The 23,545-nt window shown below is 70.7% G+C and carries 30 protein-coding genes and 1 pseudogene; 30 read left to right on the forward strand and 1 reads right to left on the reverse strand.

The features are described from left to right. Positions 1 to 5: 5 nt before the first annotated feature. From ACH4PU_RS14700 to ACH4PU_RS14750, 11 genes and pseudogenes are all read left to right on the forward strand, one after another. Positions 6 to 1,067, forward strand: a complete 1,062-nt coding sequence (locus ACH4PU_RS14700; RefSeq protein ID WP_398271312.1) for an ERF family protein — start codon at positions 6 to 8, stop codon at positions 1,065 to 1,067. Next, positions 1,064 to 1,627, forward strand: a complete 564-nt coding sequence (locus tag ACH4PU_RS14705) for a hypothetical protein (protein WP_398271314.1) — start codon at positions 1,064 to 1,066, stop codon at positions 1,625 to 1,627. Before ACH4PU_RS14700 ends, ACH4PU_RS14705 begins: the two co-directional genes overlap by 4 nt. Further along, on the forward strand, positions 1,624 to 1,785 hold the full coding sequence (locus ACH4PU_RS14710) for a hypothetical protein (RefSeq protein ID WP_398271316.1): 162 nt from the start codon (positions 1,624 to 1,626) through the stop codon (positions 1,783 to 1,785). The genes ACH4PU_RS14705 and ACH4PU_RS14710 overlap by 4 nt, the downstream gene beginning before the upstream one ends. Continuing rightward, a complete protein-coding gene (locus tag ACH4PU_RS14715) occupies positions 1,782 to 2,612 on the forward strand; it encodes a hypothetical protein (protein ID WP_398271318.1) in 831 nt (276 codons plus the stop codon). Before ACH4PU_RS14710 ends, ACH4PU_RS14715 begins: the two co-directional genes overlap by 4 nt. After that, positions 2,612 to 3,292, forward strand: a complete 681-nt coding sequence (locus ACH4PU_RS14720) for a hypothetical protein (RefSeq protein WP_398271320.1) — start codon at positions 2,612 to 2,614, stop codon at positions 3,290 to 3,292. Before ACH4PU_RS14715 ends, ACH4PU_RS14720 begins: the two co-directional genes overlap by 1 nt. A gap of 78 nt (positions 3,293 to 3,370) precedes the next feature. Further along, positions 3,371 to 3,730 (forward strand): annotated as a pseudogene (locus ACH4PU_RS14725) (single-stranded DNA-binding protein); the annotation flags it as partial. 158 nt (positions 3,731 to 3,888) lie between these two features. After that, positions 3,889 to 4,272, forward strand: coding sequence for a hypothetical protein (locus ACH4PU_RS14730; protein ID WP_398271322.1), 384 nt, complete (start codon positions 3,889 to 3,891; stop codon positions 4,270 to 4,272). 70 nt (positions 4,273 to 4,342) lie between these two features. Next, the gene (locus tag ACH4PU_RS14735; RefSeq protein ID WP_398271324.1) at positions 4,343 to 4,561 is read left to right on the forward strand and encodes a hypothetical protein; all 219 of its coding nucleotides are present in this window, start codon (positions 4,343 to 4,345) and stop codon (positions 4,559 to 4,561) included. After that, positions 4,558 to 4,977, forward strand: coding sequence for a hypothetical protein (locus ACH4PU_RS14740; protein ID WP_398271326.1), 420 nt, complete (start codon positions 4,558 to 4,560; stop codon positions 4,975 to 4,977). The genes ACH4PU_RS14735 and ACH4PU_RS14740 overlap by 4 nt, the downstream gene beginning before the upstream one ends. 205 nt (positions 4,978 to 5,182) lie before the next feature. Further along, positions 5,183 to 5,419, forward strand: a complete 237-nt coding sequence (locus ACH4PU_RS14745) for a hypothetical protein (protein ID WP_398271328.1) — start codon at positions 5,183 to 5,185, stop codon at positions 5,417 to 5,419. Positions 5,420 to 5,481: 62 nt separating this feature from the next. Beyond that, positions 5,482 to 6,285, forward strand: a complete 804-nt coding sequence (locus tag ACH4PU_RS14750) for a hypothetical protein (RefSeq protein WP_398271330.1) — start codon at positions 5,482 to 5,484, stop codon at positions 6,283 to 6,285. A 54-nt stretch (positions 6,286 to 6,339) separates the two neighbouring features. On the opposite strand, the gene ACH4PU_RS14755 is transcribed toward ACH4PU_RS14750, so the two are convergent. Further along, positions 6,340 to 7,149 (reverse strand): DUF6551 family protein, encoded by an 810-nt coding sequence (locus ACH4PU_RS14755; protein WP_398271332.1) that lies wholly within the window; start codon positions 7,147 to 7,149, stop codon positions 6,340 to 6,342. Between the two features lie 255 nt (positions 7,150 to 7,404). On the opposite strand from ACH4PU_RS14755, the gene ACH4PU_RS14760 reads away from it, so the two are divergent. The 19 genes from ACH4PU_RS14760 to ACH4PU_RS14850 all read left to right on the forward strand — a co-directional run bounded on the left by ACH4PU_RS14760 (position 7,405) and on the right by ACH4PU_RS14850 (position 23,545). Continuing rightward, on the forward strand, positions 7,405 to 8,313 hold the full coding sequence (locus ACH4PU_RS14760; protein ID WP_398271334.1) for a restriction endonuclease: 909 nt from the start codon (positions 7,405 to 7,407) through the stop codon (positions 8,311 to 8,313). A gap of 101 nt (positions 8,314 to 8,414) precedes the next feature. Then, entirely contained in the window at positions 8,415 to 9,485 is a 1,071-nt protein-coding gene (locus tag ACH4PU_RS14765; RefSeq protein WP_398271336.1) for a DUF2637 domain-containing protein, read from the forward strand. 126 nt (positions 9,486 to 9,611) lie between these two features. Next, on the forward strand, positions 9,612 to 10,061 hold the full coding sequence (locus tag ACH4PU_RS14770) for a hypothetical protein (RefSeq protein WP_398271338.1): 450 nt from the start codon (positions 9,612 to 9,614) through the stop codon (positions 10,059 to 10,061). Between the two features lie 62 nt (positions 10,062 to 10,123). Continuing rightward, the gene (locus ACH4PU_RS14775) at positions 10,124 to 10,654 is read left to right on the forward strand and encodes a helix-turn-helix domain-containing protein (RefSeq protein ID WP_398271339.1); all 531 of its coding nucleotides are present in this window, start codon (positions 10,124 to 10,126) and stop codon (positions 10,652 to 10,654) included. Positions 10,655 to 10,657: 3 nt separating this feature from the next. Then, positions 10,658 to 11,899: a PBSX family phage terminase large subunit gene (locus ACH4PU_RS14780; protein ID WP_398271341.1), complete on the forward strand. Its 1,242-nt coding sequence runs from the start codon at positions 10,658 to 10,660 to the stop codon at positions 11,897 to 11,899. A 35-nt stretch (positions 11,900 to 11,934) separates the two neighbouring features. Then, positions 11,935 to 13,419, forward strand: coding sequence for a phage portal protein (locus tag ACH4PU_RS14785; protein ID WP_398271343.1), 1,485 nt, complete (start codon positions 11,935 to 11,937; stop codon positions 13,417 to 13,419). 257 nt (positions 13,420 to 13,676) lie between these two features. After that, positions 13,677 to 13,985, forward strand: coding sequence for a hypothetical protein (locus ACH4PU_RS14790; protein ID WP_398271345.1), 309 nt, complete (start codon positions 13,677 to 13,679; stop codon positions 13,983 to 13,985). 21 nt (positions 13,986 to 14,006) lie between these two features. Next, entirely contained in the window at positions 14,007 to 15,848 is a 1,842-nt protein-coding gene (locus tag ACH4PU_RS14795) for a phage minor capsid protein (protein ID WP_398271347.1), read from the forward strand. A 9-nt stretch (positions 15,849 to 15,857) separates the two neighbouring features. Further along, a complete protein-coding gene (locus tag ACH4PU_RS14800) occupies positions 15,858 to 16,004 on the forward strand; it encodes an Rmf/CrpP fold protein (protein WP_398271349.1) in 147 nt (48 codons plus the stop codon). An 80-nt stretch (positions 16,005 to 16,084) separates the two neighbouring features. Then, a complete protein-coding gene (locus ACH4PU_RS14805; RefSeq protein WP_398271351.1) occupies positions 16,085 to 16,681 on the forward strand; it encodes a hypothetical protein in 597 nt (198 codons plus the stop codon). A gap of 15 nt (positions 16,682 to 16,696) precedes the next feature. Then, on the forward strand, positions 16,697 to 17,665 hold the full coding sequence (locus tag ACH4PU_RS14810) for a major capsid protein (protein WP_398271353.1): 969 nt from the start codon (positions 16,697 to 16,699) through the stop codon (positions 17,663 to 17,665). Further along, positions 17,665 to 18,057 (forward strand): hypothetical protein, encoded by a 393-nt coding sequence (locus ACH4PU_RS14815; protein ID WP_398271355.1) that lies wholly within the window; start codon positions 17,665 to 17,667, stop codon positions 18,055 to 18,057. Before ACH4PU_RS14810 ends, ACH4PU_RS14815 begins: the two co-directional genes overlap by 1 nt. Then, complete coding sequence (locus ACH4PU_RS14820) at positions 18,054 to 18,368, forward strand: hypothetical protein (RefSeq protein ID WP_398271357.1); 315 nt, start codon at positions 18,054 to 18,056, stop codon at positions 18,366 to 18,368. The genes ACH4PU_RS14815 and ACH4PU_RS14820 overlap by 4 nt, the downstream gene beginning before the upstream one ends. After that, positions 18,365 to 18,718: a hypothetical protein gene (locus tag ACH4PU_RS14825; RefSeq protein WP_398271359.1), complete on the forward strand. Its 354-nt coding sequence runs from the start codon at positions 18,365 to 18,367 to the stop codon at positions 18,716 to 18,718. The genes ACH4PU_RS14820 and ACH4PU_RS14825 overlap by 4 nt, the downstream gene beginning before the upstream one ends. After that, positions 18,718 to 19,149, forward strand: a complete 432-nt coding sequence (locus ACH4PU_RS14830) for a minor capsid protein (RefSeq protein ID WP_398271361.1) — start codon at positions 18,718 to 18,720, stop codon at positions 19,147 to 19,149. The genes ACH4PU_RS14825 and ACH4PU_RS14830 overlap by 1 nt, the downstream gene beginning before the upstream one ends. Before the next feature lie 12 nt (positions 19,150 to 19,161). Continuing rightward, complete coding sequence (locus ACH4PU_RS14835) at positions 19,162 to 19,680, forward strand: phage tail tube protein (RefSeq protein ID WP_398271363.1); 519 nt, start codon at positions 19,162 to 19,164, stop codon at positions 19,678 to 19,680. Beyond that, positions 19,680 to 20,159: a hypothetical protein gene (locus ACH4PU_RS14840; RefSeq protein WP_398271365.1), complete on the forward strand. Its 480-nt coding sequence runs from the start codon at positions 19,680 to 19,682 to the stop codon at positions 20,157 to 20,159. Before ACH4PU_RS14835 ends, ACH4PU_RS14840 begins: the two co-directional genes overlap by 1 nt. Then, positions 20,156 to 20,380: a hypothetical protein gene (locus ACH4PU_RS14845; protein WP_398271367.1), complete on the forward strand. Its 225-nt coding sequence runs from the start codon at positions 20,156 to 20,158 to the stop codon at positions 20,378 to 20,380. Before ACH4PU_RS14840 ends, ACH4PU_RS14845 begins: the two co-directional genes overlap by 4 nt. Before the next feature lie 6 nt (positions 20,381 to 20,386). Further along, positions 20,387 to 23,545, forward strand: coding sequence for a phage tail tape measure protein (locus ACH4PU_RS14850; protein ID WP_398271369.1), 3,159 nt, complete (start codon positions 20,387 to 20,389; stop codon positions 23,543 to 23,545).

Consider the following 23,545-nt stretch of genomic DNA (forward strand, 5'->3'; position numbering starts at 1 on the left):
CGCCCGTGACCGTCACCACCCTGCCCAGTGCTCATACCGACCTGCGCGCGCCCGCTCCCGCGGCGCCGACCTGCACGCCCGATGTGGTGTACGTGCCGGCGCCCGAGGGCGCTCCGGCCGACGCGCCGCGCGTGTTCACCGCGATCAACGCCGTGATGCGCGACGCGATGCCCGTCGGGAAGAACCAGCGGAACGAGCAGCAGAACTACCGGTTCCGTGGCATCGACGACGTCATGTCGGCCATGGCCGGGCCCCTGCGCACGCACGGCGTGTTCATCCTGCCGGCGATAGCTCAGCAGGCGCAGAGCCGCGACGGGAAGATGACCCGGACCCTGATCACGATGCGGTACCGCATCTACGGGCCCGCTGGTGACTGCCTGGTGGCGGAGGTGCCGGGCGAGGCGTTCGACTTCGCCGACAAGAGCATGAACAAGGCCCAGTCCGCCGCGCTCAAGTACCTGCTGTTCACGCTGTTCATGCTGCCGGTCGACGGCCGCAGCATCGACGACGGCGACCGTCACCACCCCGAGCCGGCGCCGGAGCAGCAGCGGCAGCCGGAGCGCCGCCAGCAGAGCCAGCAGCCGCGCCGCAGCAACCGCACCGAATCCGGTCCGCGGGAGCAGCCGGCTCCGCGCCGCGACTACCTCGCCGAGGCGCGGGCGGCGGCGACCCCCGAGGCGTTCGGAAAGGTGCGGGCCGCCGCCGTCGCCGCGGGCGCTCCGGCTGGCTACCTCGCTCAACTCGACCAAGTCGCCACGCAGAAACAGGCCGCTGCCCACCAGCCGCAGGCGGGAGCGGAGCAGCGCCGAGGGCCGATCGCCGACGCCCCACGCCGGGCGATGCAGTGGACCCGGGGCGTCCAACCCGAGCAGGACGCGCACCAGGAGCAGGCCGCCGCCCTCGGCGCGATGTACGACGCCGCCCGAACCGCGGGAGTCACGGACCGATCCGAGGTGGAGCAGTTGTTCACCTCGCGCCACGGCGTGAAGCCGGGCGAGGCCACCGTCGAGCAGCTCAACGACATGCGCGACGACCTGCTCGACGCCGCGAAGGGGGCGAGCGCATGAGCGCCGAGCAGCCGGTCGAGTCGCTGCGCGATCTCGCGCTCGAAGAGGCCGCCCTCGACCTGCTCGCCGCCCGGATCGCCGCCGCCAAGAAGGACGTGCGGGCCCGCACGCAGCGGGCCCTGGACGCCGCGGCGCAGCGCGACGGCGTGGAGCGGATCGCCGCCGTCCTCCCCAACGGCGCGCAGGTCGCCACCATCTCCCTGCGTCGGGGCGAGACGGGCCCAGTTGTCGTCGACGAGGAGGCTCTCGCCCGATGGGTGCGCCGGACGTGGCCCGACGAGGAGTGGACCGAGACTCGGATCGTGCGCACGGTCAAACCGTGGAAGCTCGCCGAGTTGGTCGCCGAGATGATGGCCGCTGGCGCCCCGAAGATCGCCGACAAGGCGACGGGTGAAGTGCACGACGTGCCGGGCGTCCTCATCCGGCCGACCCGCGCCCGTACGCACGCCCTGACGTGGCGGAAGACCGGGAAGGCCGCGGTCGCCGCGGCGTGGCGCGAGGGGCAGCTCACGGCCCAACTCGCCGCGCTCACTGCACCAGCGGACACCGACGCCGCGTGACCGAAGTCCGCCGGTGCCAGCACTGGTCGGGGGACGCCGGGCGCTACTGCAATGCGCCCGGCGCCCGCCGGTACCTCACCGGCTACCGCTGCCCGCTCCACACCCCGGCCGCCCTCGCCGGCCGCGCCGAACCCGACCCCGGAAGGACGCCCCGTTGAGCCTCGACGCGATGGACTGGGTGTGGACCCGCGCCAAGGCGAAAGGAACGGCCCGGCTTGTGCTGCTCGCCATCGCCGACAAGGCGCCGGGCCCGGACGCCACTGCCTACGCGGGTACGACCATGCTCGTCCAGCGCACGCAAGCGGCCCGCTCGTCGGTCGTGACCGCCGTCGACAAGCTGCTCGCTTCCGGCGAGTTGGAGATCGTCGAGGGTGCCCGCGGGCCGCGCGGGGAGACCGTCTACCGGCTCCCGCACGCCGTCGGGCACCGCCGCACCGAGCCCGAAAACGCCCATTTTGGTGGTCCGGGATCCGGACCGGTACAGAATCCGGACCGGTCCGAAATTAAGACCCCCGGGGGTCCGGAATCCGTACCCCCCCGGTCCGAAAACCGGACCCCCACCGGTCCGGAATCCGGACCCCAGAACGCAAGAGAACGCAACCACCAAGAGAACGAGCAGCAGCCGCGTGCGGGCGCGTCGCCGGTCGTCGAGCAACTGCGGCCCCTCGCCGCCGCCCTGAACGCCGCCGGCGTCGAGGTCCGATGGACGCTCGGACTCGGAGAGCAGCGCGACGCGTACCGGCTCGTCCAGACGCACGGCGTTGCCGCCCTCGTCGAGCTCGCCGCCCACCGGACCGTGCCGGGCGACCCGCCCAAGTCGGCCCGCTACTGGCTGCGGGTCTGGTCCGACCTCGACCACGCCCCCGCCCGGCCGGCACCCGGCTCGAACGTCGTGCCCTTCCGCGGCCCCGTTGCCGCACTCACCACCCCCACGACCACCCTCGCCGCAGGTCTCGCCCTGCTGGAGCAGGAAGGACTCGCCTGATGGACGCCCGCCAGATAGCCGCCCTGCTGTCCTACGCCGCCACCCTCGACAGCCGGGTGCGCCGGATCATGGCCACCGACGAGCAGGCCGCCGCCACCATCCGCACGTGGGCGCAGGCCCTCGCCGACGTCCCGGCCATGGCCGAGGCCGCCGGATGGGACGCCGGCCGCGCGGTGCGCCGCTACTACGAGCAGGCTAACGGCGACAGGTCGGCGCAGTTCCGGCCCATCGAGCCGGCCGACCTGCTCGCCGCGTGGGCGCCGCACCGCGCCGAGCTGATGAACCGTCACACCGACCCGCTTCCGGCCACGGACCCCGACGACGTCGCACAGTGGCGCGCCGAACTGCTCGGCACCCGGGCCGCCGTCGCCACCGGGCAGACCGCACCCTCGACGCACCGGGAACTCACCAGCGGCATCCACCCGGCCATCGCGGCGCGCCTCGCCTCGATCGGCTCGTACATTCCGGCAGACACCCGGCAGCAACTCGCCCCCTACCGGCCGATGCGGGCCGCCCGCGAGGCCGCCGTCGCCGCCGGCCACCCCGACCCCCTCAGCGTCCCCTGCCCCTGCCAGTGGTGCCGCGCCCCCGAGGGCGAGCCGTGCCGCTCCCGCCGCCTCGGCCGCCGCACTACGCCCCACCCCACCCGCGCCGACCTCGCCGCCGCCGAAGCCGCGTAGCCCACGGGGAGACAAAGCCGACCCGCACCCGCTATGTTTCATTCACGAATCGAATGATCCGTTCACGAAAGAGGCTGCATGGCCGGCGAGACCGTCATCACGCTGATAGGCAACCTGACCAGCGACCCCGAATTGCGCTTCACTCCCTCCGGCGCCGCCGTCGCCGGCTTCACGATCGCCTCGACGCCGCGCCAGTTCGACAAGGCCACGAACGAATGGCGCGACGGCGACACCCTGTTCATCCGTTGCGCCATCTGGCGTGCCGCCGCCGAGAACGTCGCCGCGTCCCTCACCCGCGGCACCCGCGTCATCGCCCACGGACGGCTCAAGCAAAGGCAGTTCGAGAAGGACGGGCAGCAGCGCACCGTCGTCGAGCTCGACGTCGACGACATCGGCCCCTCCCTGCTCCGCGCCACCGCCACCGTCACCAAGACCACCAGCACCACCACCGCGCCGCCGCAGGCCGTTGCCGACCCGTGGGCCATCCAACCCGCCAACCAACCGCCGCCCTTCTGACCCTCGCCCCCGCGACCGGTCGACACCGCCCCCGCGCGCGGGGGCATCCCATCCACCCGCACTCCTCAAGGACACCCGACATGACCGAGACCCAGATCGCCCACCCCGAACTCGCCGAGCACACCGAGGACGCCCCGCAGGCGCCGCGCCCGTCGACCCTCGCCGACATCATCAGCACCAACGTCCGGGCGCTGCGCCGCCGTCGCCGTTGGTCGGCGGAGCAGGCCGGGCAGGAGTGGGAGAACCTGACGGGTCGTTCGATGTCCGCGCAGGTCTGGTACAGCCTGGAGCGCTCCGGCGGCCGGGCGTGGACAGCCGCCGACATCGAGGCCGCCGCGGTGCTGTTCGGCATCGAGCCGGGCGCCCTGCTCGTCCCCCTGCCCGCGTGCGTCCAGTGCGACGGCCGTCCGCCTGTCGGCTTCATCTGCGCAGAGTGCGGCGCCGAGGGCCCCCGCAAGGCGTAGCCGCCCCCCGTCGGGCCGGCGCCCCGCAGCGCGCCGGCCCGCGCCCCACCGCCCGAGGAGACACACGCCCGTGACCGTCCCGACCCGCCGCACCGTGCACGTCACCCGCACCGAGCACGCCCTCGCCCTGCCCGCTCCCCTGCTTGACGTCGCCCACCTCGTCGAGATCGTGCGCGACGAGCTGCACCGCCTCGACCGCCCGGCCGACGACGCCGAGCTGCGCGTCGCCGACGGGCACTTGATCGCCGCGTACGAAACGCAGCGCGCCGCCGCCGTGGTCGGCCCGTGAGCCGCCGGCAGCGCGCCGCCGACCGCGCCCTCGCCCGCGACCGCCGCCGCGAAATCCTCGCCGTCCTGCTGTCCCGCGCCGAGCGCGCCGTGCTCCTGCCGGACGAGGCCCGGCTGCTGCGCGCCACCGTCGAGACCGAGATAGCCGACGGCGACCGGGCGCGGCGCAGCGCCGCCGGGCAGACGGCCGCGGTCCGCCGGCTGCACACCCGCGTCGTCGCGGCCGAGGCCGCCATCGTCGAGGCCGAGCAGCGCGCCGAGACCGCCGAGCAGGCCCTCGACGACCGCACGTACCGGAACGGCCTCGCCGAGGAACTGCTCAACCGGCCCGAATTGCTCACCGTCGAGCGGCCCGCCGCCCTCGACCGCCTGCTCGACCACCTCGCCGACCGGCTCGACACCGGGACGCAGCAGTGAGCGCCCGGCCGCACGTGCTGTGCGCCCACGGATACGTGCTGATGCAGGACTCATGCCCCGGCTGCGACGCCGAGGGGGAACACCGCCACCCGGCAGACCCGGTGCGCGTCGTTCCGCGGTGGGCCACCCGGCCGTACCGCCGGTGCCGACGCTGCGCCCTGCGCCCCTCGCATCCCATCCACCGACAAGCCGCCTAGGAGGCGTCATGGTCCCGCGTTTTCCCCGACCGTTCCTGCTGCGCCGCGCCATCGACCACACCGGCGTGTCCGGCGTCGGCATCGTCGCCGAGGGCGTCCTGTTCACCGACGGCACGGCCGCGCTCCGTTGGCGCGGTGCTCACGCCTCAACCGTCATATGGGCAAGCCTCGACGACGCCCTCGCCGTGCACGGCCACGACGGCGCGACCGTTGCCGTGTTCGCCGAAGAGCAGACCACCGCGTGACCCCCACCGGGGCGCGCCGAGCAGGCCGCGCCCCGGTCGCCCCACCACCGAGGAGACCCGCCGTGCAGCACCACGTCGCCCACGCCACCGCCGCCCGCCTGCGCACCATCCGAGACCAGTGGGGCGCCCTGCTTGCCGCGGTCGAGACCCCGCCGGCCCCCTCGACGTGGCCGCCGGCCGAGACCCGCGCGTTCCTCAACACGGGGGCCGCCGACGGGGAGCCCCTGATAGTTGAGGACCGCGCCCCGCTGACTCTCCGGCAGCACCCCGCGCCCGCCGACCTCGGCGCCCTCGACGTAGCCCTGTTCGTCGAGGGCGCCGTGTTCGACCTCGCCGACACCCTCGCCGCCGCGGCGCAGCGGGCCGCCTGTGATGACCCGCGCCGCTGGAGGTTTGCCGACCCGGGCGCGCCGGACGCCCGGACCGCCGCCGGCTCCCGGGTACACGGGCTGCACTGGGCCGCGGCCTACGCCGAGGGTCGAGTGCTCAACGAGGACACCGCCCCCGAGCTACGCCTCGACGGCAGCCTCACACCGGCCCCGTTCGACCCCCTACCCGAGAAGCTGCTGCACCAGGCCGCGCACGTCACCCGAGCCTGCGAACAGCGCATCGCGCGCATCCTCGCCGCTGACGCCATCACCGCGAGCCGCGCCCTGCCGACGCCGTGCCCTTCGTGCATGGGCGCTCTGGTCGTGCGCGCCGCGCCGGCGGACCCGCCGACCGTGACCTGCCAGACGGGCGAGGCATGCGGAGCAGGCACCGGCCGAGACACCCACGGCCGGTGTGTGTGGGAATGGCCAGCCTGCTTGCCGCTGTTGCTCGCCGCGGTGCCAGCTGAGGAAGGGCGGCCGTCACGCGTCGCATAACAGTCTTGCGGGCTCCGACAACGCGTCGGGGCCCGCAAGTTGGGCCTGAGTCGATCAAGCAGCGATGCGGCTGCCTTTCCGTCGGCCCTTGTCCCACTCGCCCACGATGAGCTGATAGCAGGTACTCACCCTCGAACCCGTGCCGCTATGACGACTTCCACCAGCAGACGCCACCGCGGTGACGTTCGCCCGCCATCGGAAGGCCGGGTCCTTCTTTCCGAGCCTCTCGGCGAGCACCTTGTCGTCGACCTCGTCGCCATGCCGCCCAAGGAACATGCCGATTCCGCCCAGCAACATCCCGTCCCAGGTTTCCTTGGTCCGCCCCCAAGCGCCCTCGGCGACCGCGAGAGTGCGTTCCAAAGTCTCTGGTCCGTAGAGCTCGGTAATCCGGAGCACCCCAGCAACGGCACCAACCACGTTCGTTCCCGTGGAGCCCATGGACAGGTTCCGGCGCCTCAGCGCCGAATCGGTGTCAACGAAGAGCGGTAGCCCTGCCGTGAGACCGATCTTGTACTCGTCGAGCGGCATGGGCTTGCTCGACTCCCTGTTCTTGATCAGAAACAAGATGGCCTCTTCCTGCTGATCGAGCCCGTGATGCACTTCGGCCACCAGAGCGGGGATGCCTCGGAGCTTGCACACGTGCCAGCGATGCATGCCGTCGACGATGTACTGATCACCGTTGTCACGCTGGGACACAACGATGGTCCCGAGCGCCTCGGGCACCAAGTTGTTGGCAATGCTCATGGCGCGCCGCTCGTTCAGAGTGCGCTGGGCTTTCTCATCGGTCTTCAGGTCGCCGACGGGGATCTCGACACCGTGCTCGACCCGATGCTCGGGGAGCTTGTAGGGGTACCGCTTGGGCATAGGTGTGCCCTCTCTGCGCCGCGCTCGGGATCATCGGCAGGTTGCCAGTTGTGGGATGCGACGCACAGACAGACAAACACTAGGTCGACGCCAACTCGCCCGAATGATCACAATTAATGACACCCTGACTAGCCGTGGCGTCATCTGCACATCCATAGCCTTGAGTTGACCGAGTTTGCCTGTAAAGGCCTTGCGGCGCAGGCGCGCTAGGCTTAGCTTTTAGGTATCGATTAGGCCCTAAAATCTGGGGGATAAGTGACCGGCTGGGACATCAGCATCGGGCAGCAGCTCAAGCGCGTCGACCTTCACGCCAAGTACGGAGGTCGTCGACAGGGAGGCATCGGGCCCTCACGCGTCACACCGAACGTGCTGCTCTTCACCGACCCAGCCAAGGGCCACAAGCACGGCTACTTCGATGGTTGGGGAGACGACGACTTTTACCACTACGCCGGCGAGGGGCAGCTCGGCGACCAGAAGATGACGCAGGGGAACCTCGCCATCCTCAACCACCAGCAGGATGGCCGCGCACTGCGCCTTTTCCGCGGAGTCTCGTCGGGAGTCTGCGAGTACCTCGGGGAGTTCACGCTCGCCGACCACCGCACCTGGTACCGCACGGATGCCCCCGAAACCAACGGCGGCCCCATCCGTAGCGTGATCATGTTTCGACTTCAGCCCATCACCGCGCAGGCCCCTGCCGGCGCACAGCTTCCGCACACGCCCACGGAAGAGCTCGACGTCGCCATCATCGACATCGAGCAGCAGCACACCGAACGAACCTTCGTCGATCCAGCCCGAGAGCCGTACGCGGCAGAACGGACTGAGGCCAAGCTCGTGCGCAACTACGTTGAGCACCTGCGCCTTCAGGGGCACAACGTGATGCGCCAGCGCATCTCAGTGCCGGGCCAATCCAAGCCGCTCATCACCGACGCCTGCGACCTCACGACGAACCGCCTGTACGAAGCCAAGGGGTCGGTCTCGCGCGAATCAATCCGCATGGCCATTGGCCAACTTTTCGACTACCAACGGTTCCTGAAAGACGAGCCCGCCCTGTCCCTGCTTGTGCCGTCCGCGCCCGAACAGGAGTTGATCGACCTGTGCACACGATTGCAGATCGACGTTGTTTGGCCGGACGGCGACAGCTACGTAACCGCGAGCGAGCGGTGACAGCCGCTCGATAGCGCAGCTCGAAACAGCCAGTCAGACAGGCCCGTCTCGGCGACTGCACCGCCGGACGGGCCCTAACCACCACGGGAGCTAACCCCGCAATGGCTACGCACCACCCTACCCACCCGCGCCCGGCCGCGAGCAGCCCCTCATGGAGCCACCTCGCGGCGGCCGGAGTCACAACCATCGGATTCGCGTTCCTCGCGTTCCGCCTCAGTTTCGAGTCCCTCACAGGGCTTGCCGCTGAACACGGCACCCCCGCCGACATCGGATGGATGTTCGCCGTTCTGGTCGACGGGGGCGCCGTTGTCGGAACGGTGGGCGTCGTCGCTGCTAAGCGCGCCGGCCGACCGGTGGCCGCCTACTGGGCAACCGTCGCCACGTTCACCGCCATCAGCCTCGCGTTCAACGTGGGGCACTCCGACGGGACCGGCGCCGGCGTTGCCATCGCCGTCGTGCCTCCTGTCGCGCAGCTTGTCGCCACCGAGCTACTCGTACGGATGCTGCCGAGCGCCGGTACCGTCACCGTCGCCGACGTCGCACCGTCGGTCGCGCAGGCCGACGCCGCCGCCCGCCGTGCGCAGGCCGCCGCCGACGCTGCCAGCACCGCCGCTGCCACGGCGCAGACCACCCTCGACACCATCGCCCGGGCCGTCGCCGACGCCACCCTCGCCGCCCGAGCCGACACCCGCGACGCCGTCGCCGACGCCGTCGAGCGCACCGTCGAGGCCGCGGGCGTCGCCACCGACGCCGCCGCCCGCGCCGAGCAGGCCGCCACCATGCTCATCACCGCCGCCGCCCCGCCGCTCGCCCTCGTCGACCTCGCCGCCGCCATCGCCACCGTCGAGGTACCGCCGATCCCCGTCGACGCCCTCGACGACGTACCGACGTCGCTCCCCTTGGCCGCGACGTTCACCGCGCCGCCGCTCCCAACGCCCACCCCGCTCGACGACACCCTCGACGACGCCCAGGCCGACGGCGCAGCGCCCCCCGTCGGCGCGCCGACCGACGCGGTCGCCGCGTACCGCCGCCTGCTGCGGGAGACCGGCGGCCGGCCGACGGCCGAGGCCCTCGGCAAGGCGTTGGGGGTGAAGCGGACCCGCGGCGGGGAGCTGCGCCGGATCGTCGAGCAGGCCCTCGGCACCCCCGTTGCACCCGTTATCGTTTCGTGATCTAATCGGGCCGTCTCCGGCGTGCCCGGAAGTGCGAGTCAATCGCCCCGCCATTCTCCCCCCTGTGGCGGGGCGTTCGCATGCCAGGATGAGGCGATCACGGTCACCGGCCAGGGGAGAGCCGCCATGCACCGCACCACCACCGCCATACTCGCTGCCGTCATCGCCGCCGCCGGACTCACCGCGTGCAGCAGCAGCGACAAGGACAGCAGCACCGAATCGAAGAAGACCCCACCGCCGCCCGCCGCCTCGCAGGCCCCGGCCACCGCCAAGCCGCACAAGGGCCTCGCCGAGGCAGAGGCGCGCGCCGGCATACCGCCCCGGCCGGACGCCGCGCATCAGGCCGCCTACATACGAGCCATGAGCACGATCCTGCCCACCGGCATCAGGGGCAAGGAGGACCGGGCCGTCAGCCGCGGACGCGACACCTGTGGCACCATCCACTCGTTTCCGAAGGATCACGGCAAGCAGGTGTCGCTCACACGGGCCCGGTTCTCCGGCGCTACGCAGATCACCAAGCGGCAGGCCGAGCAGATCCTCGTCGCCGTACAGACGCACCTCTGCCCGAAGAACTGACCCGCTTCGCCGCGGCCCCGGAGGAACGCCTCCCGGGTCGCGGTGCGTACAGGGGGTGAGCCGTGCCCGAGCCGATCACCCCCGCCGACCGCGACGCCGTCCGCCGCCTGCACGCCGAGGGCAAGAGCCGCAACGCCATCGCGAAGGTCATCGGGCGCAGCAGCTCGACAGTCTCGAAGATCGCCGCCCAGGAGGGTCTACGGTTCGAGGGTGGCGCCCGGGTAGCCCCGGCCACCGAGGCGCGCCGGCTCGACCTCACCGAGCAGCGCCGGCAGCTCGTCGCCCGCCTGTACGCCCGGGCCGCCGCCAACCTCGACCGCGTCGAGGCCGCCGAGTACGTGCGCGTCGAGCTGCTGCCCACCGGCCGGCCCGTGCGGCTGGTCTCCGACGAGCCGCCCGCTCAGGACGAGCGCCACCACTCGCAGGCCATCGGCTCGTACCTGACGAGCGCGGCCCGGCTCGCCGAGATCGACACCGGCACCGGTACCGGCGAGGTGCGATCGATGCTGACCGACCTTGCCCGCGGCCTGCGCGCCGCGTTCGCCGACGACGACCAGGGCGACGCGGACGAGGGGTGCGACGCTGGGGGGTGAGCCGTGCTCGACTCCCTACCCCTGTCCCGCAAGCAGATGCGCAGTATTGCGCAGGCCACAGCCCGTATCTGCATTTGGCACGGCGCCGTTCGCTCGGGCAAGACGGTGGCCTCGTTGCTTGCCTTCCTGCTCGCCGTCGTCGAGGCGCCACCGTCCGGCCTGATCGTCGTTGCCGGCCGCTCGCTGCAAACGATCGAGCGGAACATTTTCGAACCGCTCAGCGACCCGGCATTGTTCGGCCCGGTTGCCGCCCAGATCCGGCATACGCGCGGTGCGACCACAGCCAACGTGTTGGGTCGCACGGTCCACCTGATCGGCGCGGCAGACGCACGGGCGGAGGGACGTCTGCGCGGCCTTACCGCCTCCCTGGCGTACGTCGATGAAGCGACCCTGATTCCCGAGGCGTTTTGGACACAGCTCCTCGCGCGCCTCTCTATTCCCGGGGCGCGGCTGCTCGCCACCACGAACCCCGACTCGCCGCGGCACTGGCTCAAGCAGGGCTACCTCGACCGCTCCGCCGAACTCGACTTGAGGGCGTGGCACTTCCGTCTCGCCGACAACCCGTCGTTGTCGTCGGCCTACGTCGCCGCCCTGTCGGCCGAATATGTCGGTCTGTGGCGCCGTCGCATGATCGACGGGGCATGGGTCATCGCCGAGGGGGCCGTGTTCGACATGTGGGACGAGCAGCAGCACGTCGTCGACTCCCTGCCGGCGATGGTCCGGTACTGGGCGGCGGCCGACTACGGGACCACCAACCCGTTCGCTCTGCTCACCCTCGGGCTGGGCACCGACGGACGCCTGTACGTGACATCGGAATGGCGCCACGACAGCAAGGCCGCGCACCGGCAGATGACCGACGCCGAGTACAGCCAAGCCGTCCACGCCCATCTTGCGGCGCAGCAGATCGAGCCCGAGTGGACGTTCGTGGACCCCTCGGCCGCATCCATGATCACGCAGCTCTGGGCGGACGGGCACCCCGGCGTCGCCCGCGCCGACAACGACGTGCTTGCCGGCATCCGCAGCGTCTCCACCGCCCTCGGGGCCGGCCTGCTGCGCGTCCACCGGTCCTGTACCGGCCTACTCGACGAGATCCCCGGGTACTCCTGGGACCCGGCCGCGACCGCCAAGGGCGAGGACCGACCCATCAAGATCAGCGATCACTCCGTTGATGCCCTGCGCTATGCCGTGCACAGCACGGTGCACGAGTGGCGCCACCTGCTCACCGCACCGGCCGCCGCCGCGTAGCACCAACTCGACGAGCTGGGGGGGGGTGAACTCGCGTGCCCCTGCCCGACAACGGCGCCGTATGGCCGCCCCGAGAGATCGCTCCCCTGTACACCGACATCCGGCTCGACGACGCGTGGTACAGCGGCGACCCGCGGAAGCTCGCCAAGGTCTACCGGAACGGGACGCACCACCGCGCCGACGGTCGCCGCCGGTTGTGGAGCCGCCCCCGCCCGGCCGGTACCCGCGAGCACCGGCTGCACATCCCCCTCGCCGGGGAGATCGCCCAGACCTCCGCCGACCTGCTGTTCGCGGACGCTCCTGTGATCACCGTCTCGGACACCGCGACGCAGGACCGCCTCGACGAACTGCTCGACGCCTGCGCCGTGCCCGAGCTGCTGCTCACCGCGGCCGAGACTGCCGCGGCCCTGTCCGGTGTCTTCCTGCGGGTGACGTGGGACCGCGACGCTGCACCCGACCGGCCCCTACTCACCGCGGTACACCCCGATCAGGCCGTACCCGAGTGGCGATTCGGGATCATGACCGCCGTCACCTTCTGGCGGGCCCTGCCCTCGACGACACAGACCGTGTGGCGCCACCTCGAACGCCACGAGCGCGGCGTAATCCTTCACGGCCTGTACGAGGGGACCGATGACCAACTCGGCCGCCGTGTGCCGCTCACGGAGCACCCAGATACGGCCGGCCTCGCCGACTCCCTCGGCCCCGAGGGTGACGCTATCGAGACCGGCGTCGACCTGCTCACCGCTGTCTACGTCCCCAATATCGCCCCCAACAGGCGCCACCGCGGCGCACCGTGGGGCCGGTCGGACTTGCAGGGGTTGCACGACCTGCTCGATGCCCTCGATGAAGTGTGGTCGTCGTGGCTACGCGATATCCGGCTCGCACGGGCCCGGTTGATCGTGCCCGACGGGTATCTGCGCAGCCGCGGTCCCGGGCAAGGGGCCGACTTCGACGAGGAACGGGAAGTCTGGCAGACCCTTGCCATTCCGCCTACGGAGCAGGGCAGCGGCATCACTCTCAGCCAGTTCGATATCAGGGTCGAAGAGCACCGAGCGACCGCGGAAGCGATCGTGAGGCAGGCCACGGCCGCGGCCGGGTACTCCCCGGCCTCTGTTGGGCTCGACGGGGACGGAGCCGCCGTCACTGCTACGGAAATCGCTGCCCGGGATCACCGCTCGATGGTGACCCGCGGCAAGAAGGCCCGGTATTGGCGCCGCGCCGTCGCCGACATCCTGCGCATCCTGCTCTCCGTCGACCGCGTCCAGTTCGGCGCACGCACCGCCGATGAGCGGCCTACGGTCGACATCGGCGACGGCGTGGCGGAAGACCCGGGCAGCACCGCGCAGACGCTTTCGCTGCTCGCGCAGGCGCAGGCCGTGAGCACCGACACGAAGGTGCGCATCCTGCATCCGGACTGGGACGACTCGGCCATCTCCGATGAAGTTGCGCGCATACACGAAGAAACGGGGCAGGCTGTTGCCGACCCGGTCGGCAACTTCCCCCTCTTGCAACCTGGCTAGCCTCCACGCCGTCTACCGTTGCGGCATCATTGCCGGGAGAGGCCGACGGCCATCTGCGCTACGCATGGGGGGCATGTGCACTGGGTGGAATGGGTGGCAGGACTTACGGCGCCATCGCTTGTTGCCTCAACCCTGATCTTGCGGGCGTTGCCCCAACTGGTGAAGGTACTTAGGGAGATCCTGGGTCGAGATGTCGGGATCACCCGCAGTCACCGGGATGTCGGGGTCACCCGCAGCCGGACGAAGAGGCCCCGCCGGTGACTCAGCCACTCCCCGAGCCCGTCCCGGGCAACACCGAAACAGCAGCTGCTCCCGAGAGCACAGCAGCCAGCGCACCCGCGCGGGATCTCAACCGTACGATCGGCTCCCACTTCAAAATGATCTTCCTGGTCATTGTGGGGTTCACTGTGATGTTTTGGCTGGCGCACTTCGGGCTGCTGCTCTTTACCGTCGACCCGGAGAGGCCAGAGATCAAGGATGCCCTTGAAACCACGAAGATCGCTGGTTTCTCAGGGCTCGGGACAATCTTCGGGCTGCTTGGCGGCGCGGTCGGGGGCAAGCTCTAACCGAGGTTGGGGGGGCGCTGCATGCCGGTGTCCCCCGACCAGGTCGAGTACCTCGCCGCGACAACGGCCGACCTGTACGCAGACGTTGAGCGGCGCCTGCTCGCCCTGTGCGCCCGGCAGCTCGCCGCCGGCCTGGAAGCGCCCGGGTGGGCCGTCGCCAAGCTCGGTGCCGTCGCGCCTCTGCGGCGGGCGGCCGACATGCTGCTCGACTCCCTCGCTGGAACCGTCGACCAGGAGGTAAGGCGCGTCGTTGCTGAGGCGTACGAGTCCGGCCAGCACTCCGCCCTCGCCGAGCTCGGCGTACTCGGCGACGACGACCGGCGTACAGTCGCCGAGCGCACTCCGCAAGCTCACGCCGTCGACCGCCTCGCCACCGAGACGGTCGAGACGGTTACCGCCACGCACCGCGGGATTCTCCGCGGCGTCGAAGATGGATACCGACAGGTCGTCGCCGAGGCCACCGCGGCGCCCCTACTCGGCACCGAGTCGCGCCTACAGGCCACCCAACAGGCTATGCAGCGGTTCGCCGACCGGGGCGTGTCGTCCTTCCGTGACCGCGCCGGCCGTCGTTGGCAACTCACCTCGTACGCCGAAATGGCCGTGCGCACCAGCGTGGCCCGCGCGGCGACCGAGGCGCACATGACCACGCTCGCCGCGGCCGGCGTTGACCTCGTCGTCGTCTCCAACTCGCCGCGCGAGTGCCCGCTGTGCCGACCGTGGGAGCGCGCCGTACTGTCCATTGGTGGCCCGGACGGGGCCCGCACAGTCGACGTCGAGCACGCGACCGAGGACGGGCGCATGGTCCAGGTGCACATCGCGGGATCGCTCGACGAGGCGCGCCGCGCTGGCCTACAACATCCGAACTGCCGGCACAGCGTGTCGTCGTACACCCCGGGCATCACCCGCACCGAGGATGCCGAGCCCGACCCTGCCGGCTACGAAGCCGGGCAGCGGCAGCGCGCCATCGAGCGAAACATCCGGAAGTTCAAGGCCCGCGCCGCCGCGGCCGTCACCCCGGAGGGCAAGCGTGCGGCCGAGGCGAAGGTGCGGCAGTGGCAGGGCGCCATGCGTGACCACCTCACCGCGCATCCCGATCTTCGGCGCCTGCGGCACCGGGAGCAGCCCGACGCATCGAACCTCCCCAGGCCGCAGAGCAGGCCGGGCGAGGACATGATGCAGGCCGCGCGCGTGTGCTCCGACGACGAGCGGACTCTGTCCGAGATGGGCGACGAGCAGCTCGTCGCCGCGGTCCGGACCGGGGTCCTGGACGATCGCGATCACGTGCGGGTGGCGGCCGAGTTCGACCGCCGGTACCCCGTGACACCGCCGCCGGCCGCCACAGGCGGCACGGTGGCCGACTACGCTGCCAACCGCGCCGCACTCGACGATGCACTCGGCCCGGTGCGACTGGACGGCCCGCCGCCTGCCGACCCGGACGAGTGGGGCGCCTACGGCCGCGACATCGAGCGCGGCCCCGACGGCACCGCCCACATGTCCGCGGCCGAGAAGTGGGCGTACGAGAAGGAGATCGCCGACCGGATGGCGCAGACCGCCTACACCCGCAACGAAATACGGGAGATGTACCGGGAGCACATCCATTTGCAGTGGCTTGCCGCCGAGGACGCGACCCGGGGGCACATGCTTACCCGCGAGGCCGAGGCCGCAGGCGTCGACCCCCGCAGCCTCTTCTCCGGCCCTGCCCACGTGGCCTACGCCCGTGCGAGCGAGGACCTGCGCCGCTTCTGGGACGAGGTCTCTCCCCGTGTGACACTCGCCGAGTTCACCGAGCAGGTAACCGGCGTTGCCACCGACGCAGCCGAGACAGCTCGAAACGCCGCCCACGATCAACGCCGCAAGAGGTAAGGGGGCATCGTGGGGTTTCGCGAGGATGCCGTGCGCGCTTACCAGGACGGACGAACAGCAGCGCAGGCCGGACGTCCCGCTACGGACTGCCCGTACCCGGCCGAGTCCCTGCTGCGTCTGGCGTGGGTCCGCGGCTACCTCGCCGCCGGCGCGTAGATCCCTCTCCTTTCATATTGGGCTCGCCTTCCGGCGGGCCCGCTTTCATGCCCGCACACCGCCCCGGAGGTCGATTCCCCATGTCTGACGGCACCACCCCCACCGCTCCGGCGGCCGACCCGGGCACCTCGTCGGCCGCGGCACCGGCAATGCCGACGGTCCCGCCGGTCCCGGTCACGGCAGCGCCCGTCGTTGATCCGGCTGCCGAGCAGCGCGCTACCGCCGCCGAGCAGGCCGCCCAGCAGGCCGCGGCCGAGCGCGACGAGCTGCTCGCCGGCCTGCGCCGCGTCCTCGACCCCGAGGGCGCAGCCGACGATGCCGACCCCGCCCGGCTCGCCGAGCAGGCCGCCGCCGAGCGCGACGCCGCCCGCGCCGAGGCACGGCAGCTCCGCGTCGAACTCGCCGCGCACCAGGCGGCGCACGCCGCTGGCGCCGATCCGGCCCGCCTGCTGGACTCCCGCATGGTCGAGCAGCAGCTCGCCGCCCTCGACCCAGCCGCCGAGGGATTCGCCGAGCAGCTCGCATCCGCGATCCGGGACGCCATCGAGTCCGCCCCGCATCTGCGTGCCACGGAAGCGCCGACGCCGCCCAAGGGCGGCGCGGACTTCTCAGGCCGCGCCCCGGACCCTCGGCCCGCCAACCTGCACGACGCCATCGCCGCCCGGCTTGGCGCCTAACCGTCTGGAGTACCTATGGCAATCACCCTTGCCGACGCCAAGCTGAACACGCAGGACGACGTCGACCTGATGGTGATCGACGAGTTCCGCAAGTCCTCGTGGCTGTTGGACAACCTGTCCTTCGACCCCGTCGTGAACCCCGCCGGCGGCGGGTCGACACTGACCTACGGCTACACGCGGCTCGTCTCCGAGCGCGGCGCCACCTTCCGCCCGCTCAACACCGAGTACGGCACCGAGCAAGCCAAGCGCACCCGCGCGACCGTCGACCTGTCCGTACTCGGTGGCGCGTTCGAGATCGACCGCGTGCTGTCCAATCTCGGCCCCGCCGCCACCAACGAAGTCACGTTCCAGATGGGGCAGACGATCAAGAGTGCGCGGGCGTTCTTCTCCGATCAGGTCATCAACGGCACCCGCAACACCGCGACCGCGACAGGGTTTGAAGGACTGTCCAAGGTGCTCACCGGAACCGCGACCGAGTACAAGGCCGCGGCCGACTGGTCCACACCCGCCGACCAGGCCGCGGCGCATAACGCGCTCGACGCGCTCGACGAATTCCTCGGCCTGCTCGACGACACCCCCTCCGCCCTGCTCGGCAACAAAAAGACCATCGCCCGCATCCGATCGCTCGCCCGCCGGGCCGGCTACTACAGCCGCACCGAGAACGCGTTCGGGCAGACCGTCGAGGCGTACAACGGCATCCCCTTCGTCGACCTGGGCGCCAAGGCCGGCACCGCAGATCCCGTGATCAGCGTGGACGGCAAGGCAGGGACCACCGACCTGTACGCGGTCCGCCTCGGTCTCGACGGGTTCCACGGCGTCTCGACCACGAGCGGCGACCTCGTACGACAGTGGCTTCCCAACTTCACCACCGCTGGCGCTGTCAAGCGCGGCGAGGTCGAGCTCGGCCCGGTCGCCGTGGTCCTCAAGGCCACCAAGGCCGCCGCGGTGTGGCGCGGGATCAAGGTGCAGCCGGCGGCCCCCTGATGCCACCCCGCATCTACGCCACCCCCGAGCAGCTTGCCGCGTGGACGCACACGCCCGCCCCCGCGGGGGCCGAGCAGATGCTCGCCCGAGCGTCCGAGGACGTCGAGGCCGCCCTGCTCACCGCCGTGTATCCGGTCGGCGCCGACGGCGCCCCCACCGAGCAGCGCGTCGTCGAGGCACTGCGGGACGCCGTGTGCGCGCAGGTCGAGTGGCAGCTCGCCACCGGCGACGACGGCACGGGCGCCATGGGCACATGGGACAGCGTCAGCATCGGCCCCGTCTCCCTGTCCGGCCGACGCCCCGGCCCGCCCGCGGCATCCGGCGTCGACCTCGCCCCGCGCGCGCATCGCGTCCTGCGGCGGGCCGGTCTGCTGCCGGGGGTGATCTGGTGAGGGTTCCCGCTGCTCTGCTGCGGCACCGCGTCACCGTCGCCCCCTATATAGGGGACACCGCCTATGGTCCGGCATACGGGCCCGAGCAGACCGTGCGCGCCTTAGTCGCCGCCGCCGTCCGGCAGGTCCGCAGTTCCGACGGCCGAGAGACCGTCAGCACGGCGCAGGTGATCGCCGCCCCCGGCCTCACCTGCCCGCCCGGCTCCCGCGTCACCCTGCCCGACGGCCGGGTGACGACCGCCCTCTCGACCGCGGACCACAGCGCCCCGGGCCTGCCGGTACCGGCCTGCGTGGAGGTGATGTGCGAATGACCCAACGGACTCGGCTCACGTGGACCGGCGACGCCGTGCTGCACAGCTCCCGTGAGGGCGCGGTGCGCGGCCTGCGCCTGGCCGCCGAGCACGTCCTCGAACGCTCCCGTGCCCGGGTGCCGATCGAAGAGGGAACGCTCGAACGGTCCGGCGTCGCGTCCGTCGACGAGGCCAGTCTGACCGGCGGCGTGTCGTTTGATACCCCGTACGCACGGCGGGTGCACGAGGATCTCACCGCCCGGCACGACGCCGGCCGGACCGCAAAGTACCTCGAAGGCCCGACGGTCGAAGAGGCGCCGACGGTCGCTGAGATCATCGCCGCGCAGATCCGCCGTGCGCTGAGCGGCTGATGTCGTACACCGCGGATCTTCTCGACGGTCTCGCACGTCTGCTCGCCGCCGCCGGTGTCGGCACGTACCGCCCCGACGGCGTGTACGCCGCGGGCGAGACCGCGATCACGATCGCCTCGCTTCCGCCAGCGCCCAACCGCTGCATCTGTCTGTCGGCCTACCCCGTCGCCGACTCCCCCGTGCTCACCGACGTGACGACGGGCGTGCAGGTACGCACCCGCGGAGGGGCCGACCCGCGCGAGGCCGACGCCCTCGACGACTGGGTGCTCGACGTGCTGCACGGAGCGGGCCCGCTGCTCCTCGGCGCGGCCCGCGTGCAGCTCATCACCCGCACGTCCGGCGCCCCGATCGGGGCGGACTCCTCCGGCCGCATGGAGCGCGCCAGCACCTACTACGTCCGCGCGCACCGCGCGCACCCCCGACTCGAATAGGAGGGCCCGCCCTTGACTACACCGACACCACCGGCCGAGACCGTGACCGCACTGGCGCGGCGGTACAGGCTGGAGATCGACACCAGCGCCACGGGCACCCCCGTATGGTCGCTGCTTCCCGGGGTGACCGAGTTCGCTCCGAAGGTCGAGCCAACGCAGCAGGAAACGACGAGTTACGACGCCGAGGGGTGGGTCGAGCAGACGGTCACGATGCTCGCGTGGTCGGTCGAGGTCACGATCGCTCACCGAATGCACCCCACGACCGGCCAGTTCAACCCCACGCAGGAGCATCTCCGCAAGGCTTCGCTGTCCTTCGGTGCAGCGTCTTACGTCCGGTTGAGGTATTTCGATCGCGGAGGGGCCGACGAGGCGTACGAGGGGCAGGCTCTCGTCACGTGGGAGCCGGACGGCGGCGGCCCCGACGAGGTCGACTCGGTCAAGATCACGCTGACCGGTTCCGGGCCGCTGAAGGCCATCGCGAACCCGGTCGCGCCCGTACCGCCGAAGCCGGCGGCCGGGGGTGGTAGCTGATGGCGTTCGAGGCCCTCGGCGAGCTGCTCGACGAGTCGCTGCACCTGCCGCTCGCGGGCCGCACGTACACGATCCCGGCCCCGACCGCCGAGGTAGGGCTGCGCGTACAGGCGATCGTGCACGCCGCCGCGACTGCGGCCGACGGCGGGAAGGTCGACGACGAGGTACTCGCCACCGCCGCCGAGCACGACCTGTACCGCGACGTCCTCGGCTCCGCCTACGACGAGATGGTGTCCGGCGGAGTGTCATGGCCCGCCCTCAAACACGCCGCGATCACCGGCATGGTCTGGATCGCCCAGGACAAGGACGCTGCCGCGCGCTACTGGAGCACGGCCGGCGACCCTTCCCGTCTTGCCCCGAACCGGGAGACGCGCCGGGCCCTGTCGGGCGCGGCGAACTCGACCCCGTCTCGGGGCTCTACGAGTGGTACGAGTACCCGCCCGGCACACGGGAGCGGCAAGGGGCAGCGCCGGCGTTGACGTGGGCGCAGATCCTCGGCGAGTGGCCCCTCGTCGAGGCCGATCTGCACGAGCACTACGGCATCGACCTCGGCGACGACCGTCTGCTGCGCTCCCGCTCCTGGCGGTGGCTGCGCCTGCGCATCCTCGGCCTGCTGTCGACCGAGTCCCGCCTCGCCCGTGTCCTCCTCCCCCAGCCCGACGCGTCGGCCTCCGCCGGCCGCCCGACCGCCCGGAGGTGATCCGACGTGGCGCTGCGCGTGGGTGAGCTGCTGGCGACTCTGACCGTGGACCCTTCGGGGCTGGTGGCTGGTCTGCGCCGGGCCGAGGGCTCCATGCGGTCGAGCGGCACGCAGATGGCCGGGGACGCCGACCGCGCCGGGCAGCAGGCGGGGCAGCGGCTCGGCGACGGCGTCGCCGACGGCGCCCGAGCGGGCGGCGAGCGCGCCGCAGGTCTACTGCGGGCCGGCCTCGCCAAGTTGGGCGCCGCGGCGGCCGGTATCGGCATCGGTGCCGCGCTCATGGGCGGGATCGGCAAAGCCCTGGAACAGGGGAAAGTCGAGGGACGGCTGCGCGCGCAGATGGGCAGCTCGGGACCGGTGGCGGCCGAGTACGGCAAGGCCGCCGGCGCCCTGTACTCCCGGGCGATCGTCGACTCTGTCGAGGACGGCGCCGAGGTACTCAAGGGCATTGCCCAGCAAGGGCTGTTGCCGCCCGCCGCGACACAGTCCCAGATACAGGAGATGGGCCGGCGCGTCGCCGACACAGCGGCCGTCATGGGCGAGGACGTCGGAAAGGTCTCTCGCGCGGTCGGCACCATGCTGAAATCTGGGATTGCGAAAAACGCTGCTGAGGCCATGGACATTCTTGTTCGTGGCACGCAGGTGGGTGCGAACGCGGCCGAGGATTTGCTCGACACATACTCTGAGTACCCGACGATTTTCCGTCAGCTTGGGCTTGATGCTCAGACGTCCATGGGCCTTATGTCTCAGGGGCTCAAAGGGGGCGCCCGGGACGCCGATGTCGTCGCCGATGCACTGAAAGAGTTCACTCTGCAAGCGCAGGGGATGAGCGATCAAACCAAAACGGCATATGCAGACCTGGGCCTGTCCGGCGAGAAGATGCAGGGAATTTTCCAGAAAGGTGGACCGGCCGCCGCCGCCGCTTTCAGCGAGGTGATCACAAAGCTCCGCGCCGTGAAGGACCCCGCGAAAAAAAGCGAGATCGCCATCGGGTTGTTCGGCACGAAATTCGAGGATATGCAGCAAGCCATATTCTCACTCGATCCGGCTCACGCTGTCGACGCCCTCGGGCAGGTTAAGGGCTCCACCGACAAAGCCGGTGACGCCATGCGCGACAATGCTGCCACGAAAGTTGAAGCCTTCAAACGTGCGCTAGAACAGAAGGTCGTCGGATTCATCGGCACCCAAGTAATCCCGGCCGCGGAAGCACTCGCCAAATGGGTGGGAGAGGGCGGCATCGGGCGGGCTTTTCAGAGCGCAGGGCGTTTCATCTCCGAACATTCGACGTCGCTCACGATCGCGGCGAGCGTAATCACCTTGATCATGCTGCCGTCGCTGGTCAGCCTGGCTACACAGGCCGGCATTACGACCGTTGCCGTGGTGACGGGATGGGCGACGCAGAGTGCGGCCGGCGTGGTCGCTGCCGGGCGTTTCATCGCCACCAATCTCCTGATCCTGGGTGGGTGGCTCGCGCAGGGCGCCGCAGCCGGCGCCGCCGCGCTGCGCGTCGTCGCAGCGTGGGCGGTCATGGGTGCGCAGTCGCTCATACAGGCCGCCCGAATGGCTGCGGCGTGGGTGATCGCCATGGGGCCGGTCGGCTGGATCACGGCCGCCGTGCTGGGCCTAGTCGCGCTGGTGATCGCGAACTGGGACGCGATCAAATCGGGAACGGCTGCCGCCTGGGATTGGATATGGGGCAAGATCAAGTCCATCGGTCTTGCCATCTGGAACTTCTTTCTCAACTGGACAATCATTGGCAATGTAATTAAAAATTGGGAGGGCATCAAGTCCGGGACCGTTCAAATATGGAATTCCATAATCGAATGGGTGCGGGCGATACCCGGGCGGCTAGTCGGGTTCTTCCTGAACTGGGAGATCACGGCGACTATCGCCCGCCATTGGTCCAGCGCGAAGCAGGCAACCGTCAGCAAATCACTTGAAATAGTCGCGTGGGTCCGCAGCCTGCCCGGTCGAATACGCGACGGCCTAGGCTCCCTCAATACCCTCCTATCCGAAAAGGGCCGCGACGTAGTTCGCGGATTGTGGGACGGCATCAAGTCCATGGGGTCGTGGATCAAGGACAAGATCGTCGGATGGGTGCAGGATGTAATCCCCGGACCGATAGCGAAAGTCCTCAAAATCCACTCGCCCTCCCGCCTGCTTGCTGAGCTTGGCCGATTCGCTGCGCAGGGGCTGATCAGGGGCCTCACCGGTACGGCGTCTCTGGTGGAAAGCACATCCAAGAAGATCGCTGATCTCGTGGCCAAGTCTTTCAACCCGAGAACCCGTAAGGGCCGATCGCTGGCGCGCGAGATTGCGCAGGATAACGCGGCTCTCAAACAGGCAGTAAAGGCCCGCGACAGGATCTCCGGCCCTCTAAAAGAAGCCGAGGACAAGCTCAAGTCATTGCAGCAGAGCTGGAACCAGACCCGAGATCAGATTGCCGGGAACGTGACCCAGCCTTTCACCATAACCCGGGCAATGGGCGGCGGCCTCGACCTGACGGCCGGTACCATCCTCGACCGCCTCACTGGGGACGCGAAGAAAGCGCGCGCTTTTGCGCAGCAGCTCGCTTCCCTACGAAAGAAGGGCCTTTCCGGCGCGCTCATTGAACAGATCGCAAGTGCGGGCGTGCAAGGCGGCGGCGCGACGGCCGAGGCCCTGCTGCGGGCGACCCCCGCGCAGATCAAGGCCCTGAACAAGCAGCAGGACCAGCTCGCCGCCGCGGGCCGTGCCGCCGGCGGCACGGTGGCCGACACGCTGTACGGCGCGGGCCTCAACGCCGCGAAAGGCGTGGTGGCGGGCCTGCGGGCGCAGCGTGCGGCGATTGAGGCCGCCATGCTGGAGATCGCCAAGGGCATGCAGCGCGCGATCCAGAAGGCGTTGGGCATCCGCTCGCCCTCGCGGGCGGGGGCCATGGCGGCGATCGGCGAGCGTGTACCCGAGGGGCTCGTCGCCGGTATCCGTGCCGGGGCGCCCGCGGTTGACCGAACCATGCGCAACCTCGTGCCCACCCCGTCGGCCCCTCCCCCCGCGTTCGGCCGAAGCGCGGCCGTGTCCGCGCCGGCCGGTCCCACGGTTCACATCGAGCACTGGCACGCCGGTAGCGCGACCGCGTCCCAGACGGCCGCCGCCCTCGCGTGGCACGCCAAGGCGAGGGGGTGA

This window comes from Streptomyces sp. NPDC021100 (genome assembly GCF_044333095.1).
Taxonomy (GTDB): Bacteria; Actinomycetota; Actinomycetes; order Streptomycetales; family Streptomycetaceae; genus Streptomyces.